We start from the raw sequence: 19,498 nt of genomic DNA on the forward strand, positions 1-19,498 counted from the left end.
GATCAAAAGCAAGAGCACGGCGGCCTGGTAGCCGACCTAAGTGGTTGAAGCAAGAGCAGGTACGTGTGGGGGCTGGTTTGCCGCGGATTGCATTCGCCAATCCTACAGGTCGAACCGATCCACCGCGCGCCGCCGCTCATTGTCGTCGCGCACGTCATAGCTGGCGGTGGTCTGGATGTTGGTGTGGTGCGCCAGTTTCTGCGCAATCGACAGGTCATGCTCCTCGATAACCCGTGTGATGAACGAGCGGCGGAAGTCATGGGGCATGATCTTCACGCCTACTTGCTCGCCGCGTTGGCGGGCAATGTAGTAAATCGCATGTTTGGTGATGCGTTCACGGGTGATGTGGCTGCCACGGCGGATGCGGTTGAACAGGAAGTTGTCATCCTGCTCACCGTCCTTGAGTTGATCACGCCGAAAGGTAAGCCACGCCTGCAGCTTGGCGAATGCCCAGTCCGGTGCGTATTTGATCAGCTCCTTGTTACCCTTGCCGATTACCCGCAGGCTGCGTTCTTCGAAATTGATCTGCGCCAGGTCAAGGTTGACCGACTCAGACTTGCGCATGCCCGAGCCGTACAGAATGCCGATCACCGCTGCATCCCGCAGGCCCTGGGGGCGTGGGTCGGCGGCGCAGACTTCCATCATTTCGCGGATCAGGCTGCGCCGCAGGTTGCGGCCCTGGCCCAGGCGCGAGCCCGGCGTGGCCTTGACGGTGCGCATGCGTAACAGGTGTTCCTGGCTGATCAGGTTCAGGCGCCAGGCTTCGTTCATCACCCCGCGCACGGCATTCACGTACAACGACGAGGTATTGGGCGCATAGCCGTCTTCGCGCAAGGCGGCGACCAGGGCGATCACGTGTTCGGGTTGCAGCAGGTGCCAGTCGATGTCTTCGAGGTTGATGTCTTCGAAGCCCAGGCGGTCGGCCGCATCTTGCAGCACGTAGCGCATGGTCAGTTGGCTTGAGGGTGCCAGGCGGGTGAGGTAAAGGGTCAGCGGGTTGCGGATAGACTCAGTCAAGGTAGATCAGCCTTTGGATTAAATAACTCGAACAAGCCTTTGTTTAATCGAGCTATTTAGTGAATTGGCGAAGGCCGAGTCTAACCCAGTGCCAGCCTTCGCACAAAATCATGGGGCCGTGTCGTCTTCCTCAGTAGGCTCCTGGGGCTGAACCTGGGTCTGGCTCCATTCGCTGTCCTGCTTCTGCATTAGGGCGAACCAGTGCTGACGCATGAACGTCAGGTACGCCTCAGGCGCCTTGGCGAAGTCTCTCTCGTCGCCATAACACCCCGGCAACGGCAACTCGGTGCCCTGTTCCTTGTACTGGCTGACCAGCGCCTGTTGCCCGGCCACGCTGCAATCCTTGGGCAGCGGCATGCCACGCAAGGCCCCGGCCTCTTCGTCCCACCAGGCCGCGCCGACCCGGTCGACACCGCGCAGACGGTACTTCTGCGACTTGCCGACATGCATGATCAGCTTGAACTCATTGGGGCTGACATCGCTGGTGCAGGTGCGCGAATAGCCCACCGTGGCCTGGGTGATGCCATCGCCGGTGAGGTCGGTGACCTTTGTCGCGGCCCGGTCAAAGCGCAGCGAGGCGTCGAATTCGCAATGCTGCACATCGTCGTAGAGCATCCACACGCGCTTGGGGCGGTTGCCGTCGATCAGGTACTGGGCCGCATACACGAACGCCGACTGAGTGCCGTCGTCGTCGCGCTCGCTGATTTGCTCGGCGAGCACCAGCAGGTTCTTGCCTTGTTTATCGTCCCAGGTATAGGCGGCGATCTGCTTGCCGCGTACTTCAACACCGTCCGGCACCTGGTCAATGCTGGTGAGCGCCACCCCGTCATCGGCCTGGACCGTCGTGACACACGCCACGCTCATCAACAACCCGATCAACGATCCCATCAAAGCAGGCCGCAACTGGCCGCGTAAAAGCTGCACGCTATTCATCCGATCACCCTGGCAAGAGACGGCTTACTTTACCGGCACTTGGGACGCATTGCAGAGAAGATTCTTCACTTAAATTTCCTGGCCGAGCGTGCGCGTCCACGTTAAACCAAACGTCCTACAAACAGTTCCCATTTCGCCAGCCAACTAAAGCCTACAGGCCCCTAGTTGTTTAGCTGAACCCTAGCTGTCTACCTGTCAAATAAACGAGTTTTTCATCTGCCTTTCATATCTGTTCCACATTTTTACGCTTAATCTTTAGCGCAGTACTTCATAGCAAACCGCGCTATATCGTCTAACCTCTTGATTACGCTTCACCTTTGGCGCCGTTTTTTTAATCTGCGGTCTGGACTTTCGCCCAATGATTGCTGCTGTTTTCACGCTCCAAGTTGCTCTAACCCCGAGGTCATGAATCTTTGAAACCCTACCCTATTCATTGCGTGTCGATCGTAATCCCGGTCTACAACGAACAAGAGAGCCTGCCTGAATTGCTGCGCCGTACCACCGCAGCCTGCAAGCAACTGGCCTACGAATACGAAATCATCCTGGTCGATGACGGTAGCCGCGACAATTCAGCCCAACTGCTGGAGGACGCCGCCGCTGAAGACGGCAGCAACGTGGTGGCGGTGATCCTCAACCGTAACTACGGCCAGCATGCAGCGATCATGGCCGGTTTCGAGCAATGCCGAGGCGACGTGGTGATCACCCTCGACGCGGACCTGCAAAACCCGCCCGAAGAAATTCCGCGCCTGGTCGAACAAGCCGCCCTGGGCTACGACGTGGTCGCCACCGTGCGCAACAATCGCCAGGACTCGGCCTTCCGCCGCTGGCCGTCGCGCCTGATCAACCTGGCCGTGCAGCGCTCCACCGGCGTGGCCATGACCGACTACGGCTGCATGCTGCGCGCCTACCGCCGCACCATCGTCGACGCGATGCTCGCCTGCCGCGAACGCAGCACCTTTATCCCGATCCTGGCCAACGGCTTTGCCCGTCACACCACCGAGATCCTGGTACACCACGCCGAGCGTGAGCACGGCGAATCCAAATACAGCGCCATGCGCCTGATCAGCCTGATGTTCGACCTGCTGACGTGCATGACCACCACCCCGCTGCGCCTGCTGTCCATCGTCGGCTTCAGCCTGGCGGCGCTGGGCATGCTGTTTGCCTTCGCGTTGATCGTCATGCGCCTGGCTTTCGGTGCCGACTGGGCCGGCGACGGCTTGTTCGTGCTGTTCGCCGTGCTGTTCGTCTTTACCGGCGGCCAGTTCATCGGCATGGGCCTGCTGGGTGAATACCTGGGCCGCATGTACAGCGACGTGCGTGCCCGCCCGCGCTTCTTTATCGAAAAAGTGCTGCGCAACCAACCGGCAGCACCGGCTCCCGTGGTCGTCGTTGACGGCCTGGTGTCCTCCCATACCTCTACTTCTGCTGATCAGGTCTAAACATGAGTTCAAAAGCTGTTGTATTCGCGTATCACGATATTGGTTGTGCAGGCATCGAAGCGCTGCTCAATACCGGTTACGACATTGCCGCTGTGTTCACCCATGCCGATGACCCGAAGGAAAACAACTTCTACGGTTCCGTCGCCCAGTTGTGCGCGCGCAATGGTATCCCGGTGCACGCTCCGGAAGACGCCAACCACCCGCTGTGGATCGAGCGCATCGCCAAGCTGAACCCGGACTACCTCTTCTCGTTCTACTACCGCAACCTGCTGAGCGAGCCGCTGCTGGCCACGGCGCGCAAAGGCGCGTTCAACCTGCACGGCTCGTTGCTGCCTAAATACCGTGGCCGCGCCCCGGCCAACTGGGTGCTGGTCAACGGTGAAACCGAAACCGGCGTGACCTTGCACCGCATGGTCAAGCGTGCCGATGCCGGCGCGATCCTGGCCCAGCAGAAAGTCATCATCGAGCGCAGCGACACCGGCCTGACCCTGCACGCCAAACTGCGCGACGCCGCCAGCAACCTGCTGCGCGACGCCCTGCCGCAACTGGCCCAAGGCAAACTGGCGGAAACCGCCCAGGATGAAAGCCAGGCCACGTACTTCGGTCGCCGCACCGCTGCCGATGGCAAGTTGGAGTGGAAAAAACCGGCTGAGGAACTGTTCAACCTGGTGCGCGCCGTGACCCAACCTTACCCAGGTGCCTTCTGCGCCGTGGGCGAGCACAAGCTGGTCGTGTGGCAGGCCGACGTGGTCAAGGGCAACGAAGGCCTGGCGCCGGGCCGTGTGATCAGCGTCAACCCGCTGCGTATCGCGTGCGGTGAAGACTCCCTGGTGATCAAGTTCGGCCAGCGCAACGACAACGGCCTGTACCTGGCCGGCCCGTCCCTGGCCAACGAATTGGGCCTGGTCGACGGTTCCGTGCTGCGCGGCGCCGAGTCCGGCCGCAAACCGCGCCGTACCCGCGTGCTGATCCTGGGCGTGAACGGCTTTATCGGTAACCACCTGTCCGAGCGCCTGTTGCGTGACGACCGTTACGAAGTCTACGGCCTGGACATCGGCTCCGACGCCATCGAGCGCCTGCGCAGCCACCCGAACTTCCATTACGTCGAAGGCGATATCAGCATCCACACCGAGTGGATCGAGTACCACATCAAGAAATGCGACGTGGTCCTGCCGCTCGTGGCCATCGCCACACCCATCGAATACACCCGCAACCCGCTGCGCGTGTTCGAACTGGACTTCGAAGAAAACCTCAAGCTGGTGCGCTACTGCGTCAAGTACAACAAGCGCGTGATCTTCCCGTCGACCTCCGAAGTCTATGGCATGTGCCAGGACCAGTACTTCGACGAAGACACCTCCAACCTGGTGGTTGGCCCGGTCAACAAGCAGCGCTGGATCTACTCGGTTTCCAAGCAACTGCTGGACCGCGTGATCTGGGCCTACGGCGCCAAGGGCCTGAACTTCACCCTGTTCCGTCCCTTCAACTGGATGGGCCCGCGCCTGGACCGCCTGGACTCGGCACGCATCGGCAGCTCCCGCGCCATCACCCAACTGATCCTCAACCTGGTGGAAGGCACGCCGATCCGCCTGTTCGACGGTGGTGAGCAGAAGCGTTGCTTCACCGACATCGCCGACGGCATCGAAGCCCTGGCGCGCATCATTGATAACGACAATGACGCGTGCAATGGCCAGATCATCAACATCGGCAACCCGGAAAACGAAGCCAGCATCCGCCAGTTGGGCGAAGAGCTGCTGCGTCAGTTCGAAGCGCACCCGCTGCGTGGCAACTTCCCGCCGTTCGCCGGTTTCCGCGATGTAGAAAGCAAAGCGTTCTACGGCACCGGTTACCAAGACGTGGCGCACCGCAAGCCAAGCATCGAAAACGCCAAGCGCCTGCTGAACTGGGAGCCGACCGTGGAGATGAGCGAAACCATCGGCAACACGCTGGACTTCTTCCTGCGTGAAGCCATGCTTGAAATCGCGGACAAAAAGTAATGGAGGCAGGTCTTCGCATCGACGTCGACACCTACCGTGGCACCCGTGAAGGTGTGCCGCGGTTGCTCGAAACCCTGGATGAAGCTGGGGTAAAAGCGACGTTCTTCTTCAGTGTCGGGCCGGACAACATGGGGCGCCACCTGTGGCGCCTGATCCGCCCGCAGTTCCTGTGGAAGATGCTGCGTTCCAACGCCGTGGGCTTGTATGGCCTGGACATTTTGCTGGCCGGCACGGCCTGGCCGGGCAAGCCGATCGGCCGCGACCTGGGGCACTTGATGCGCCAGGCCAAGGCGGCCGGGCATGAAGTCGGCCTGCACGCCTGGGATCACCATGGCTGGCAGGCCAACACCGGGCGTTGGAGCGAAGCGCAGCTGGTCGAGCAGATTCGACGCGGCGTGGAGACCCTGAGCGACATCCTCGGCGAACGCATCGACTGTTCAGCGGCCGCCGGTTGGCGCGCCGATGAACGCGTCGTGCAAGCCAAGCAAGGGTTCAACTTTCGCTACAACAGCGATTGCCGGGGCACCAGCCTGTTTCGTCCAACCCTGGCCGATGGCAGTGCGGGCACCCCACAAATTCCGGTGGACCTGCCGACCTTCGACGAAGTCGTCGGGCCGGTGGTGGCTGCCAAAGACTTCAACACCTTCATCCTCGACCGCTTTGGCGCGTCGAAGCTCAACGTCTACACGATCCACGCAGAAGTAGAAGGGATTCTGATGGCCAATGATTTTCGCCAGTTGCTCGCCCAGGCAGGGCAGCGCGGCATCGACTTCAAACCCCTGGGCGACCTGTTGCCTGCCGACCTGACCTCCCTGCCCCAGCAACAGCTGGTGCGCGGCGCCTTGCCCGGCCGCGAGGGCTGGCTCGGAGTGCAGCAGGCATGATCCGCCGTCGGGCCCTGCCCCTGCTCCTGTTGGCGTTTGGCGTGTTTTACCTGCTGCCATTGGCCACCCACGGCCTGTGGATCCCGGATGAAACCCGCTACGCACAGATCAGCCAGGAAATGCTGCTGACCGGCAAGTGGGCGTCGCCGCACTTCATGGGCATCCGCTACTTCGAGAAACCGGCGGCGGGCTACTGGATGATCGCGCTGGGCCAGGCGATCTTCGGGCAGAACCTGTTCGGTGTGCGGTTTGCGTCCGCCTTGAGCACCGGCTTGAGCATCCTGCTGGTGTACCTGGTATCGCGTCGGCTGTGGAATGACCCGCAGAAAAGCCTGGTCAGCACCGTGCTCTACATGAGCTTTGTCAGCGTCGCGGCGCTGGGCGGCTACGCCAACCTCGATCCGCAGTTCACCTTCTGGGTCAACCTGACCGGCGTGGCCTTGTGGTTTTGCTTCGACAGCACCACGCGCAGCGGGCGGCTGGGGGCCTGGGCGCTGCTGGGCCTGGCCTGTGGCATGGGCTTCATGACCAAGGGTTTCCTGGCCTGGTTGCTGCCGGTGTTGATCGCCCTGCCCTACGCGATCTGGCAGAAGCGTTTTCGTGAGCTGCTGGGCTACGGCGTGGTCGCCGTGGTGGTGGCGATTGTCGTCAGCCTGCCATGGGCGCTGGCCGTTCACCTGCAAGAGCCCGACTACTGGAACTTCTTCTTCTGGCACGAGCATATCCAACGTTTTGCCGGCGACGACGCCCAGCACGCCGAGCCGTTCTGGTATTACCTGCCGCTGCTGGTTGCGTTCTGCCTGCCGTGGGTGGCGTTGTTGCCGTCCACGCTCAAACAGGCTTGGCTGGACAAACGCAGTGCAAAAATCGGCTTTGTGTTGCTGTGGCTGTTGATGCCGCTGGCATTCTTCAGCCTGGCCAAGGGCAAGTTGCCTTCCTACATCATGCCGTGCCTGCTGCCGCTGGCGTTGCTGATGGGCAACACCCTGGCCGACAAAATGGCCCAGGGTCGTTACCGTGCATTGCGTATCAACGGCTGGCTGAACCTGATCATTGGCGTAGTGGTGCTGCTGGCGCTGAGCTGGTTCCAACTGAAAAAACCGGTGTACGAACACGGGCAGGAAACCCTCAGCCTGGTGCTGGTGTTCACCTTCCTGTTCGGCTGGATCCTGGTCAACCTGCTGCAGGCCGCCCAGCCATTGCGCCTGTGGGCGGCGCCGATTCTCGGCAGCTGGCTGATGGTCGCCCTGTTGCCGGCCGCGTTGCCGCACTCGGTGGTGTACAACAAGACTCCTGATCAATTCATCATCGACCACCTGCAGGAACTGCAACCCGCCACCGCCTTGCTGAGCAATGACCTGGGCGCGGCGTCCGCGCTGTCGTGGCGCCTGGCACGCCCGGACGTGACGCTCTACAACACCGTCGGCGAAGTCAAATACGGCCTCGCCTACCCGGATGCCGGCCATCACAAGGTGGATGTCACCCAGGTCCAGCAGTGGATGACCGAGGCGCGCAAACAAGGCGCGGTCGGCGTGGTGATGCGCGTCAAAGGCGACGACGAAGTGGCCGAAGTGGCATTGCTGCCCACCGACGGCAAGCGCTATGAACAAGGCAATATCGTGATTCTGATTTTCCCGCAGGTGACGCCTTGATCACCCTGCTGCTGTTATTGGCTGCGTGCCTGCTGACCTGCATGGGCCAGGTATCGCAGAAGTTCGCCGTGGAAAGCTGGCGCGACCTGCCGGAGGGCTGGGCACTGAAACTGCGTTCGCCGTGGTTGTGGTCGGCGCTGGTATGCCTGGGCCTGGGCCTGCTGGTGTGGCTGCTGGTGTTGCAGCGCCTGGAGGTGGGTATTGCGTACCCGATGCTCAGCCTCAATTTTGTGCTGGTCACGCTGGTGGCGCGGTTTGTCTTTCATGAACCCATTGATGCCCGCCATTGGCTGGGTGTGGCGTTGGTGATCAGCGGTGTCGTGCTGCTGGGGCGTCACGTATGAGCCGGGTCCAAGGGTTTGCCCTGGCCCTGGGCAGCGTCGGCTTGGTCTGTGCCGCCCAGCTGGGGATGCGCTGGAGCATGACGCGCTTGCCGCTGCCCAGCGACTGGCTGGACGCGTTCACCCACAACAGCATCGACCTGGGTGCGCTCGGCATGGTGATCCTGGCGGTCCTGGCCTACGCGCTGTCGATGCTCTGCTGGCTCGGCGCACTCAAACACCTGCCGCTGGGCCGTGCCTATTCACTGTTGAGCATCAGCTACGCCCTGGTCTATCTGCTGGCGGCCAGCCTGCCGGTGTTCAACGAAGATTTTTCGGTTTCAAAAACCCTGGGGGTGGCGCTTGTCATCCTCGGTGTGCTGGTTATCAACTCTCGCCGTGCTAGCGCTACAAGTCCCAGGAATGCCCCATGAAAATCAGTGTATTTGGTAGTGGTTACGTCGGTCTGGTGCAGGCCACCGTATTGGCCGAAGTCGGTCACGATGTCATCTGCATGGACGTTGACAAAAACAAGGTCGAGTCTTTACAGAAAGGCCATGTGACGATCTTCGAGCCGGGGCTGGCAGCGATGGTCAAGGAAAACCTGGAAAGCGGGCGACTGCACTTTACCCATGACGAGAAACTCGCGGTCGAGCATGGCGAAGTGCTGTTTATCGCCGTGGGCACGCCCTCGGATGAGGACGGTTCGGCGGACCTGAAGTACGTGCTGTCGGTGGGCGATGCGGTCGCTCGTCACCGCCAGGAGCCAGTGATCCTGGTGGAAAAATCCACCGTGCCCGTCGGCACCGGCGACACCCTGCGCGCACATATCGAAAAAGCCTTGCACCTGGCCGGCCGGCACTTGGACTTCGATATCGTCTCCAACCCGGAATTCCTCAAGGAAGGCTCGGCCGTGGCCGACTGCCGCCGCCCGGACCGCATCATCATCGGCTGTGAGCGCGAAGAAGTGCGCGACGTGATGCGCGACCTGTACGCACCGTTCAACCGCAACCATGACCGCATCATCTTCATGGACCTGCGCAGCGCCGAGCTGACCAAATACGCCGCCAACTGCATGCTGGCGACCAAGATCAGCTTTATCAACCAGATCGCAGAACTCGCCGAACACCTGGGGGCGGACATCGAAGCCGTGCGCCTGGGCATCGGTGCCGACTCGCGCATCGGCTACCACTTTATCTACCCCGGCTGCGGCTACGGCGGTTCGTGCTTCCCCAAGGACATGCGCGCCCTGATCCACAGCGCCAAGCAAGCCAACTGCTCCAGCGACCTGCTTGAAGCCGTGGAAGCCATCAACCAACGCCAGAAGAGCAAGCTGTTCGAACGCATCAATGCGTTCTTCAAGGGCGACCTGCGCGGCAAGACCTTCGCCTTGTGGGGCCTGGCGTTCAAGCCCAACACCGACGACATGCGCGATGCACCCAGCCGTGTGCTGATGGAAGCCTTGTGGGCCGCCGGAGCCCATGTACGTGCGTTCGACCCGGAAGCCATGCAGGAAACCCAGCGTATCTACGGCGATGATCCACGCCTGATGCTGATGGGTACGCCGGAATCCACCTTGGGCGGCGCCGATGCGCTGATCGTCTGCACCGAATGGCAACAGTTCAAGGCGCCGGACTTCGACTTGATCCACCAGCGCCTGAAAACCCCGGTGATCTTTGACGGCCGTAACCTCTACGACGGCGAACGCCTGGCGCGCAAAGGGTTCCAGTATTACCCGATCGGCCGTGGCGACTCCTGCCAGTTGCCGATTCCCCAGCAGCAGTGGGTGGCTCAAGTGGCAAAACAGGTCGTGGAAGCCTGATACGTGAACAAAGACCGACCGCCCCTGTTAAGCCCAGCGATCCGCCGCCAATCCCTCGGTTTGGGGTTGCTGGCGCTGCTGCTGTTTATCGCCGGCTGCTGGCACCAGGCGATCATTGGCTTCGACTCACGCTTCGTGCTGTTTGCTCAGGAGATGCTGCGCCACGGCCCAGGCTTTTTCCCCACCACCTATGGGCAGCCTTATGCGGATTACCTGGCCACCTCGACGCTGCTGACGTGGCTGCTGTCAGTGCCGCTGGGCCAGGTCACCAGCCTTACCGCCTGGCTGCCCACGGCGATGGCGTCGGCAGTCATCGTCATGCTGGTGTATCGCCTGACGGCGCCCTACTCCCAGCGTTGGGGCTTGCTGAGCATTGCGATGCTGTTGCTGAGCAGCAGCTTTATCAGCGAAACCCGCGCGGTGTCCCTCGACCAGATGCTGGCCGCCATCGCCCTGGCGGTGTTTTACCTGGGTTATGCCCACGATCACTTTGGGGCGGGTAAACGTCTGCACTGGATTTACCTGTTGCTGATCGTCGGCTTTGCGATCCGTGGGCCGATCGGCCTGGTGATTCCGACCGGCGTGCTGTGCAGCTATTACCTGATCAACCGCCAATGGCGGCAACTGTTCAGCTTCGGCTTGTTGGCACTGGCATTGCTGGTGGCGTGCGTTGGCCTGCTGTTGCTGATGGCCAAGCTCAGCGGCGGCGAGCGCTTCATGCAGGACGTGATTCGCATGCAGTTCCTCGGGCGTATGGATGGCAGCGAAGGCTCCAGCGGCGTGCTGTATTACTTCACCAGTTCCTTGGGCAACTACGCCCTGGCCTATCCCATGGCCGTGTTGGTGCTGCTGGCAATGGTGATCAGCGGGCGCCGTGCGCCGGGGCCAGCGTTGCAGTTGGTGTGGTATTGCGCGGCCGCGGCCTTGCTGGTGATGCTTGGCCTGTCGATTCCCCAGGCGAAAAAGGCGCGTTATGTGCTGCCGATGTTGCCGATGGCGGCGATCATCGCGGCGTATCCGTTCCAAGTCGCGCACGGGCGGCTCTTTGCCTGGCTGCGTGTTCTGATGCTGGGTATCTGGACGTTGCTGCCGACGCTGTTGATCGCCGGCCTGCTGTTGGCGCGACCGCGCTATCCGGAGCAGTTGAGCCACCTCGGGTGGGTGTTCGCCGTGCTGGGAGCGCTGCAGGTATTGGCGCTGTTGACGTTATTCAAGATCCGCTGGCGCCCAGTCGGGCCAGCCTTTGCCGCGGTACTGGCGGTGTGGGCCACGTATATTCTGGTGGTCGAACCGCTGGAGCGCAGTGTCTACGACACACGCACGTTTACCCTGCAGGTGCATGAGCAGGTGATGCAGCAACGCGCGCCAGTGGTGTTGCACGGTCTGGGCAAAGACGCCAAGGCGATCAAATACATGGTCAACCTCGACTGCGACCAGGTGCCTTTGTTTACCCAGCAAACGGCCGACCTGAAGCCGATCCAAGGTCCCGCCTGGGTAGTGATGAGCGAAGCGGATTACGAAGGCATGACGGACCCGCGTTTTCGCTCCATCACCCCGACCTTGGCCGGCGAATTTGACCGCAACCCTTACGTGCTGCTGCACCTGGTCAAAACCCCGCAACCTTGAGCCCTGCGCCGGCGCTCCCGGCGCAGAGAACTCCTACGTAGCTTTAGGTAATGGCTGATGCCATTTCACTTTCCTGCGTCCAAAACCCGACTGTAAACTCGCCTGCGTGCGGTATTCATTTACCGCCACAGGTCATGGATTACAACAAGGACGTTGGAGGAGAGCACCGTGCCAGATAAAGTTTCGCTTGATCCCGCTGTTTCCTGGACCCGAGATGGGATGCCTTCGGGCTACCTACCCGTGCCGTCGCTGGATCGATTGATGGGTTTGCGTGATGCCCTGGTGGCGCTGAACGGGCCGCTGGCCAGTGAGCCAGGGCTACGGGAAAACCTGCAAAGACGCTTTTTGGATGAAGACTTCAATAATCGCGTTCTGGGTAAAATGTGCAGCTCGCTGATCGGATAGCACCGTTACAATTCACTATTCTTGCATTCAACCCTCATTAATATGCATTGGCGCCCTGCTCCCCAGCTCGGCACACTGCAGCTGTTCCTTCCCCCAAATGTTGGAACGTTCAAAGGGCTTTTCCGGGCGACCAGACAAGCCTTTTTTTTGCCCGCTGTTTATGGACGCCCCTTCAATGCTCGCTCGCTGGTTCCCTGCTGCTATCAACACCCGTCCCACCGAATGGAGCCGTGCCGCGATCGGCATGGCGCTGGGCACCCTGTTCAGTGTCTGGCTATGCGCCCAAGTATTTGGCATGGACGTCGCCCTGCATCTGCTTGGCCCTCTCGGCGCGTCGGCCGTGTTGTTGTTCGCGGTGTCATCAGGCGCTTTGGCGCAGCCGTGGTCGATCATCGGCAGCTACCTGTGCGCGGGTGTCCTGGCGTTGCTGGTGGCTCGCGTCCTCGGGCCCTCCCTGGGCGGCGCCTGCCTGGCGGCGGGCATGACAGTGGTGCTGATGTGCTGGTTGCGCTGCCTGCATCCGCCGGCCGGGGGCCTGGCCATGACGCTGGTGCTGGCCGACCCCGCCTCCGCCGCCTTGGGCTGGTATGAGTTGGGCGCGGTGTTGCTGGGCGCCGGGGCCTTGCTGACGTGTGCACTGGCTTACAACAATGCCACGCGCACGCGCTACCCCAAGGGCGCCATCGAGTCCTCGCCGGTTATCTTGAACGATCCCAAGGCCGGTCGAGACCCCGCAATCACCGCTGCCGACCTGAAACTGGCGCTGGCTGAAATGGAGCAGTTCTACGATGTGGAACCTACGGCGCTGGAGCAGTTGATCCACGCGGCGGAGACCCACGCCAGGCGCCGCAGTATTGGTGAGGTGCTGGCCAGTCGGGTGCCTTGAGGCCAGCCCTCTCTCCCTGCATAAATGCAAAAACGACCTGCATGATTGAGGGTTGTACTGTGCAAATTTGCACTGGTACGATCACACGATGGTTCGTCCGCGAACATCTTGATAAAGAATAATAAAAGCAGGGAGTTATCGATGACTGCTCAGGTTTCAACCGAGGCAAGCCACGCAGCAATACTTCAGGACGAAGTCCTCGCCGAAGTCCGCAACCACATCGGGCACCTTACCCTCAATCGCCCCGCCGGCTTGAATGCCCTTACCCTGCAGATGGTCCGCAGCCTGACGTCCCAGTTGCAGGCATGGGCGGATGATCCGCAGGTGTATGCCGTGGTCCTGCGCGGCGCCGGCGAAAAAGCCTTTTGTGCCGGCGGCGATATTCGTTCGCTGTACGACAGCTTCAAGAATGGCGACACGCTGCACCAGGACTTCTTCGTCGAGGAATACGCGTTGGACCTGGCCATCCACCACTACCGTAAACCGGTGCTGGGGCTGATGGACGGCTTTGTCCTGGGCGGCGGCATGGGCCTGGTGCAAGGCGCCGATTTACGCGTGGTCACCGAGCGCAGTCGCCTGGCGATGCCGGAAGTGGCCATCGGTTACTTCCCCGACGTAGGCGGCAGCTACTTCCTGCCGCGTATTCCCGGCGAGCTGGGGATTTACCTGGGGGTGACCGGGGTGCAGATCCGCGCGGCCGATGCCCTCTATTGCGGGCTGGCTGACTGGTACCTGGACAGTCACAAGCTGGCCGACCTTGACAAGAAGCTCGACAACCTGAGATGGCACGACTCGCCGCTCAAGGACCTGCAAGGCGCGCTTGCCAGGCTGGCGGTGCAGCAACTGCCAGATCCGCCCCTGGCCGCTTTGCGCCCCGCCATCGACCACTTTTTCGCGCTGCCGGATGTGCCGAGCATCGTCGAGCAATTGCAGCAAGTCACCGTTGCCGACAGCCACGAATGGGCACTCAACACCGTCAGCCTGATGCAGACGCGCTCGCCCCTGGCCATGGCCGTTACCCTGGAGATGCTGCGCCGTGGCCGGCGCCTGTCGCTGGAGCAATGTTTTGCCCTGGAATTGCACCTGGACCGCCAATGGTTCGAACGCGGCGACCTGATCGAAGGCGTACGCGCGTTGATTATCGACAAAGACAAAAGCCCACGCTGGAACCCGCCCACCCTGCATGGGCTGGCTCTCAGCCATGTAGAGAGCTTCTTCCATCACTTCAAGAAGGTTGTGAAATAAGCCATGCAAGACCTTGAATATACAGAAGAACAAGTGATGATCCGCGACATGGCGCGCGACTTCGCCCGTGGTGAAATCGCCCCCTACGCCCAAGCCTGGGAAAAAGCCGGCTGGATCGACGACGCCCTCGTGGCGAAGATGGGGGAGCTGGGCCTCCTGGGCATGGTGGTGCCGGAAGAATGGGGGGGTACCTACGTCGATTACGTTGCCTACGCCCTCGCCGTCGAAGAGATTTCTGCCGGTGACGGAGCTACCGGCGCACTGATGAGTATCCATAATTCAGTGGGTTGCGGACCAATCCTCAACTACGGCTCAGATGCGCAAAAGCAAACCTGGCTGGCAGACCTCGCCAGCGGCCAGGCGATTGGCTGCTTCTGCCTGACCGAACCCCAGGCCGGTTCAGAAGCCCACAACCTGCGTACCCGCGCCGAGCTGCGTGACGGCCAGTGGGTGATCAATGGCGCCAAACAGTTCGTCAGCAACGGCAAGCGTGCCAAGCTGGCCATTGTGTTTGCCGTGACCGACCCTGATCTGGGCAAGAAAGGGATATCGGCGTTCCTGGTGCCTACGCACACTCCGGGGTTCGTGGTGGACCGCACCGAACACAAGATGGGCATCCGCGCCTCCGACACCTGCGCCGTCACGTTGAACCAGTGCACGGTGCCCGAGGCCAACCTGCTGGGTGAGCGTGGCAAGGGCCTGGCGATTGCCCTGTCCAACCTGGAAGGCGGGCGCATTGGCATTGCCGCCCAGGCGCTGGGGATCGCCCGTGCAGCGTTTGAGGCCGCCTTGGCGTATGCGCGTGATCGCGTGCAGTTCGACAAGGCGATCATCGAGCACCAGAGCGTGGCCAATCTGCTGGCAGACATGCAAACCCAACTGAATGCCGCACGCTTGCTGATCCTGCACGCCGCACGCCTGCGCAGCGCCGGCAAGCCATGCCTGTCGGAAGCCTCCCAGGCCAAGCTGTTTGCCTCGGAAATGGCCGAGAAGGTCTGCTCCTCCGCGATGCAGATTCACGGTGGGTACGGGTATTTGGAAGATTATCCGGTGGAGCGTTACTACCGGGACGCGCGAATCACGCAGATTTACGAAGGGACCAGCGAGATTCAGCGGATGGTCATTGCGCGGGAACTGAAGAATTACTCATAAAAAAACGGGTTACTCTAACTGTCACACCGCATAAACCCTGTGGGAGGGGGCAAGCCCCCTCCCACATTTGACATCCAGTGTTTGTCAGGCCGGGTTACTTATCCTTGAATTCGGGGGCACGCTTGGCCACAAACGCCGCCATGCCTTCCTTCTGATCCTGCGTCGCAAACGCTGCATGGAACACCCGGCGCTCAAAACGCACACCTTCGGACAGGCTCACTTCAAACGCGCGGTTCACGCTTTCCTTGACCATCATGCTGATCGGCACCGACTTGCCGGCAATCAGCGTGGCAACTTTCAAGGCTTCCTCCAGCAGCTCATCGGCCGGCACGATGCGCGCGACGATCCCGCAGCGCTCCGCTTCCACCGCGTCGATAAAACGCCCGGTCAGGCACATTTCCATGGCCTTGGCCTTGCCCACCGCGCGGGTCAGCCGTTGGGTGCCGCCCATGCCGGGCAGGACGCCGAGGTTGATTTCCGGCTGGCCGAACTTGGCGCCGTCACCGGCCAGGATGAAGTCGCACATCAACGCCAGTTCGCAGCCGCCACCCAGGGCGAAGCCGTTCACCGCCGCGATGATCGGTTTGCGGCGGTTGGCCACACGGTCGCTGTCGCTGAACAGGTCATCGAGGTAGATCTGCGGGTAGGTCAGCTCGGCCATTTCCTTGATGTCGGCGCCGGCGGCAAAAGCTTTTTTCGAGCCGGTCAACACAATGCAACCGATGTCAGGGTTGGCTTCCAGGCCGTCCAATGCCTGGTTCAATTCGCTGACCAGTTGCGCATTCAGGGCGTTCAAGGCGTTTGGACGATTGAGGGTAATCAGCCCGACGCGGCCTTGGACGTCGAGCAAAATGGTTTCGTAACTCATGTATCGGCTCCTTAGAGATTGCGTGAGATGACCATGCGTTGGATGTCGCTGGTGCCTTCGTAAATCTGGCAGACCCGCACGTCGCGGTAGATCCGCTCCAACGGGAAGTCGCTCAGGTAACCGTAACCGCCCAGGGTTTGCAAGGCGGCCGAACAGACTTTCTCGGCCATTTCCGAGGCAAACAGCTTGGCCATGGAGGCTTCCACCAGCGCCGGCTTTCCGCTGTCGCGCAGGGCGGCGGCGTAATGCACCATCTGCCGAGCGACCGCGATTTGCGTGGCCATGTCCGCCAGGCGGAAGGCCACGGCCTGGTGCTCGATGATGGGCTTGCCAAAGCTTTCGCGCTCGCGGGCATAGTCACGGGCCGCTTCAAAGGCGGCGCGGGCCATGCCGACCGATTGCGAGGCGATGCCCACGCGGCCGCCTTCGAGGTTGGCCAGGGCAATCTTGTAGCCTTCGCCCTCCTCCCCAAGCCGATTGGCCACCGGCACTTTCACGTCTTCAAACAGGATCTGGCACGTATCGGACGCATGCTGGCCGAGCTTGTCTTCGACGCGGGCCACGGTGTATCCCGGCGAGTCGGTCGGTACGATAAAAGCGCTGATTCCGCGCTTGCCCGCCGCCGGGTCGGTCACGGCAAACACAATCACGACCCCCGCGTTCTGCCCGGAGGTGATGAACTGTTTGCAGCCGTTCAGCACGTAGTGGTCGCCTTCCAGGCGCGCACGGGTTTTCAGGCTGCTGGCGTCGGAACCGGCCTGGGGCTCAGTGAGCGCAAAGGCACCCAGCATGGCGCCGCTGGCCAGCGGCTTGAGGAAGTGCTCTTTCTGCTGGTCGTTACCGAATGTGAGAATCGGCACGCAACCGACCGAGTTGTGCACGCTCATGATCGTGGAGCAAGCGCCATCACCTGCCGCGATTTCTTCCAGGGCCATGGCGTAGGCCAGGTAACCGGTGTCGCAACCGCCCCACTGTTCCGGCACCAGCATGCCGAAAAAGCCCAGTTCGGCCATCTCGCCGATGGCTTCCTTGGGGAAACGGTGCTCGCGGTCCCAGTCGGCGGCAAAGGGTTTCAGGCGTTCCTGGGCAAAGTGCCGGGCCGCGTCGCTGATCTGCAGTTGTTCGTCATTGGGCAGCATCTGGGCTCCTTAATACAGGCATTCGACGGCCATGGCCGTGGCTTCACCACCACCGATGCAAATCGCGGCGACGCCGCGCTTGAGGCCTCTCTGGCGCAGGGCCGAGAGCAAGGTCACCAGGATCCGCGCACCCGATGCGCCGATCGGATGGCCCAGGGCGCAGGCGCCGCCATGGACATTGACCTTGGCGTGGGGGATTTCCAGCTTGCTCATGGTCACGAGGCTGACCACGGCAAAGGCTTCGTTGATCTCGAACAGATCAACCTCATCCAGGTTCCAGCCAGTCTTGGTCATCAGTTTGCGAATTGCCCCGACCGGCGCCACCGGGAACAGACCCGGCTCATCGGCAAACGCGGCATGCCCATGGATCACCGCCAAGGGCTTGAGGCCACGTTGCTGCGCCTCGGACTGGCGCATCAGCACCAACGCCGCCGCGCCATCGGAAATCGAGCTGGAGTTGGCCGCTGTCACGGTGCCGCCTTCGCGGAATGCCGGTTTCAGGCTGCCGATCTTGTCCAGTTTGGCCTTGGGCGGCTGCTCATCATGCTGGATGGTTTTCTGTTCTTTGCCCACGGTGACCTGAACCGGGACAATCTCAGCGGCGAAGCTGCCATGGGTAATGGCCTCTTGTGCACGGGTCAACGAAGCAATGGCGAACGCGTCCTGGGCTTCACGGCTGAAACCGTTGTGCAGGGCGCAGTCTTCGGCAAAGGTGCCCATCAGGCGGCCTTTGTCATAGGCGTCTTCCAGGCCGTCGAGGAACATATGGTCCAGCACCTTGCCGTGGCCCATGCGGTAGCCGTTGCGCGCGCGGTCCAGCAGGTAGGGTGCGTTGGACATGCTTTCCATGCCCCCGGCAATCACCACGTCGACACTGCCGGCCAGCAGTGAATCGTGAGCCAGGATCGCCGCCTCCATGCCCGAGCCGCACATTTTGTTGAGGGTCGTGCAGCGCGTGGCCTTGTCCAGCCCGGCGCCCAGGGCAGCCTGGCGCGCCGGCGCCTGGCCGAGGCCTGCGGGCAATACGCAGCCGAACAGCACTTCATCCACGGCATCGGTGGCGATACCGGCGCGCTCGACGGCGGCACGAATCGCGGCGGAACCCAGCTGCGGCGCAGTCAAGCTCTTGAGATCGCCCTGGAACCCGCCCATGGGCGTGCGCACGGCGCTGACAATAACGATAGGATCAGTCATGCGGGTTGCTCCTCACTTCGCAGCCATGCGCAGGGCGCCGTCGAGACGGATCACCTCACCATTGAGCATGCTGTTTTCGATGATGTGCCGCACCAACGCGGCGTATTCGTCGGGTTTGCCCAGGCGTGGCGGGAACGGCACACCCGCCGCCAGGGAGTCGCGGACTTCCGGGGTCATGCCAGCCATCATCGGCGTTTCGAAGATGCCGGGGGCGATGGTCATCACGCGAATGCCAAAGCGCGCCAGTTCACGTGCGGCAGGCAGGGTAAGGCTGGCGATGGCGCCCTTGGACGCGGCATACGCCGCCTGGCCGATCTGCCCGTCAAACGCCGCCACCGAGGCGGTGTTGATGATCACGCCGCGTTCGCCGTCGGTATTCGCCTCGGTTTCAGCGATAACGGCGGCCGCCAGGCGCAACAGGTTGAAGCTGCCGATCAGGTTGACATTGATCACCTGGGCAAAGCTCGCCAGGCCGTGGGGGCCGTTCTTGCCGAGGATTTTCTCGCCACGCACCACGCCGGCACAGTTGACCAGCCCATGCAGGCCGCCAAAGGCTGCAACGGTGGCCTGCACGGCGGCCTCGGCCGCCGCTTCCTGGCTGATATCCGCGACGCAGCTGCGGGCATTGTCGCCCAACTGCTTAGCCTTGGAGGCCACGGCATCGGCATTCAGGTCTACCAGCATCACCTTGGCACCCGCAGCGATCAGCATCTCGGCAGTCGCCGCACCGAGGCCCGAAGCACCGCCGCTGACCAGGAAGATCTTGTTTTCAATCTGCATTGTTGTTTCCTTGAACGGTCCGAATCGTCGAAATAGTCGCCCCGCAGCGCTATAGCGGCAATGGTCAAAGCCCTCAACCTGGCTGACTGTTTTGGCCAGTCATCGAGCTCGCCGATCAACCGGTCGGCCCAAGCGATTGGAC

The 19,498-nt window shown here is 61.7% G+C and carries 18 protein-coding genes; 12 read left to right on the top strand and 6 right to left on the bottom strand.

Annotated elements, in window-relative coordinates; translation table 11 throughout:
* Positions 1–102: 102 nt before the first annotated feature.
* Together AO064_RS26620 and AO064_RS26625 are read right to left on the bottom strand one after the other, a co-directional pair.
* Complete coding sequence (locus AO064_RS26620; RefSeq protein ID WP_064055112.1) at positions 103–1,017, bottom strand: site-specific integrase; 915 nt, start codon at positions 1,015–1,017, stop codon at positions 103–105.
* Positions 1,018–1,125: 108 nt separating this feature from the next.
* On the bottom strand, positions 1,126–1,950 hold the full coding sequence (locus AO064_RS26625; RefSeq protein WP_064055113.1) for a M949_RS01915 family surface polysaccharide biosynthesis protein: 825 nt from the start codon (positions 1,948–1,950) through the stop codon (positions 1,126–1,128).
* 413 nt (positions 1,951–2,363) lie between these two features.
* Between AO064_RS26625 and arnC the strand changes: the two genes are divergently transcribed.
* The 12 genes from arnC (at position 2,364) to AO064_RS26680 (ending at position 15,375) form a co-directional block, all read left to right on the top strand.
* Complete coding sequence (gene arnC / locus AO064_RS26630) at positions 2,364–3,389, top strand: undecaprenyl-phosphate 4-deoxy-4-formamido-L-arabinose transferase (protein ID WP_012724222.1); 1,026 nt, start codon at positions 2,364–2,366, stop codon at positions 3,387–3,389.
* A gap of 2 nt (positions 3,390–3,391) precedes the next feature.
* Positions 3,392–5,383, top strand: a complete 1,992-nt coding sequence (arnA, locus tag AO064_RS26635; RefSeq protein ID WP_012724221.1) for a bifunctional UDP-4-amino-4-deoxy-L-arabinose formyltransferase/UDP-glucuronic acid oxidase ArnA — start codon at positions 3,392–3,394, stop codon at positions 5,381–5,383.
* The gene (gene arnD / locus AO064_RS26640; protein ID WP_012724220.1) at positions 5,383–6,267 is read left to right on the top strand and encodes a 4-deoxy-4-formamido-L-arabinose-phosphoundecaprenol deformylase; all 885 of its coding nucleotides are present in this window, start codon (positions 5,383–5,385) and stop codon (positions 6,265–6,267) included. The genes arnA and arnD overlap by 1 nt, the downstream gene beginning before the upstream one ends.
* A complete protein-coding gene (gene arnT, locus AO064_RS26645; RefSeq protein ID WP_064055114.1) occupies positions 6,264–7,919 on the top strand; it encodes a lipid IV(A) 4-amino-4-deoxy-L-arabinosyltransferase in 1,656 nt (551 codons plus the stop codon). The genes arnD and arnT overlap by 4 nt, the downstream gene beginning before the upstream one ends.
* Complete coding sequence (gene arnE, locus AO064_RS26650) at positions 7,916–8,263, top strand: 4-amino-4-deoxy-L-arabinose-phosphoundecaprenol flippase subunit ArnE (RefSeq protein WP_012724218.1); 348 nt, start codon at positions 7,916–7,918, stop codon at positions 8,261–8,263. The genes arnT and arnE overlap by 4 nt, the downstream gene beginning before the upstream one ends.
* Positions 8,260–8,673: a 4-amino-4-deoxy-L-arabinose-phosphoundecaprenol flippase subunit ArnF gene (gene arnF, locus AO064_RS26655; protein ID WP_064055115.1), complete on the top strand. Its 414-nt coding sequence runs from the start codon at positions 8,260–8,262 to the stop codon at positions 8,671–8,673. Before arnE ends, arnF begins: the two co-directional genes overlap by 4 nt.
* On the top strand, positions 8,670–10,061 hold the full coding sequence (locus AO064_RS26660) for a UDP-glucose dehydrogenase family protein (RefSeq protein WP_046034161.1): 1,392 nt from the start codon (positions 8,670–8,672) through the stop codon (positions 10,059–10,061). The genes arnF and AO064_RS26660 overlap by 4 nt, the downstream gene beginning before the upstream one ends.
* A 3-nt stretch (positions 10,062–10,064) precedes the next feature.
* Positions 10,065–11,687 carry an ArnT family glycosyltransferase gene (locus AO064_RS26665; RefSeq protein WP_064055116.1) on the top strand — a complete coding sequence of 541 codons (1,623 nt, stop codon included), beginning with the start codon at positions 10,065–10,067 and terminating at the stop codon, positions 11,685–11,687.
* A gap of 168 nt (positions 11,688–11,855) precedes the next feature.
* Positions 11,856–12,092, top strand: coding sequence for a type VI secretion system contractile sheath small subunit (locus AO064_RS30495; RefSeq protein WP_231809579.1), 237 nt, complete (start codon positions 11,856–11,858; stop codon positions 12,090–12,092).
* A gap of 175 nt (positions 12,093–12,267) precedes the next feature.
* Complete coding sequence (locus AO064_RS26670) at positions 12,268–12,978, top strand: HPP family protein (protein WP_064055117.1); 711 nt, start codon at positions 12,268–12,270, stop codon at positions 12,976–12,978.
* Positions 12,979–13,119: 141 nt separating this feature from the next.
* Positions 13,120–14,223: an enoyl-CoA hydratase/isomerase family protein gene (locus AO064_RS26675; protein WP_064055118.1), complete on the top strand. Its 1,104-nt coding sequence runs from the start codon at positions 13,120–13,122 to the stop codon at positions 14,221–14,223.
* 3 nt (positions 14,224–14,226) lie between these two features.
* Positions 14,227–15,375 carry an acyl-CoA dehydrogenase family protein gene (locus AO064_RS26680; protein ID WP_064055119.1) on the top strand — a complete coding sequence of 383 codons (1,149 nt, stop codon included), beginning with the start codon at positions 14,227–14,229 and terminating at the stop codon, positions 15,373–15,375.
* 94 nt (positions 15,376–15,469) lie between these two features.
* Here AO064_RS26680 and AO064_RS26685 read toward each other — a convergent pair whose 3' ends face one another.
* Genes AO064_RS26685 through AO064_RS26700 form a run of 4 tightly spaced genes read right to left on the bottom strand, consistent with a single transcriptional unit; the run spans position 15,470 to position 19,356 of the window.
* A complete protein-coding gene (locus tag AO064_RS26685) occupies positions 15,470–16,243 on the bottom strand; it encodes an enoyl-CoA hydratase (protein WP_012724210.1) in 774 nt (257 codons plus the stop codon).
* An 11-nt stretch (positions 16,244–16,254) separates the two neighbouring features.
* Positions 16,255–17,382: an acyl-CoA dehydrogenase gene (locus AO064_RS26690; protein WP_064055120.1), complete on the bottom strand. Its 1,128-nt coding sequence runs from the start codon at positions 17,380–17,382 to the stop codon at positions 16,255–16,257.
* 9 nt (positions 17,383–17,391) lie between these two features.
* Positions 17,392–18,576, bottom strand: coding sequence for an acetyl-CoA C-acyltransferase (locus AO064_RS26695; RefSeq protein ID WP_064055121.1), 1,185 nt, complete (start codon positions 18,574–18,576; stop codon positions 17,392–17,394).
* Positions 18,577–18,588: 12 nt separating this feature from the next.
* Positions 18,589–19,356 (bottom strand): SDR family NAD(P)-dependent oxidoreductase, encoded by a 768-nt coding sequence (locus tag AO064_RS26700; protein ID WP_064055122.1) that lies wholly within the window; start codon positions 19,354–19,356, stop codon positions 18,589–18,591.
* Between the last annotated feature and the right edge of the window lie 142 nt (positions 19,357–19,498).

It is taken from the genome of Pseudomonas marginalis (assembly GCF_001645105.1).
Taxonomy (GTDB): Bacteria; Pseudomonadota; Gammaproteobacteria; order Pseudomonadales; family Pseudomonadaceae; genus Aquipseudomonas; species Aquipseudomonas petroselini.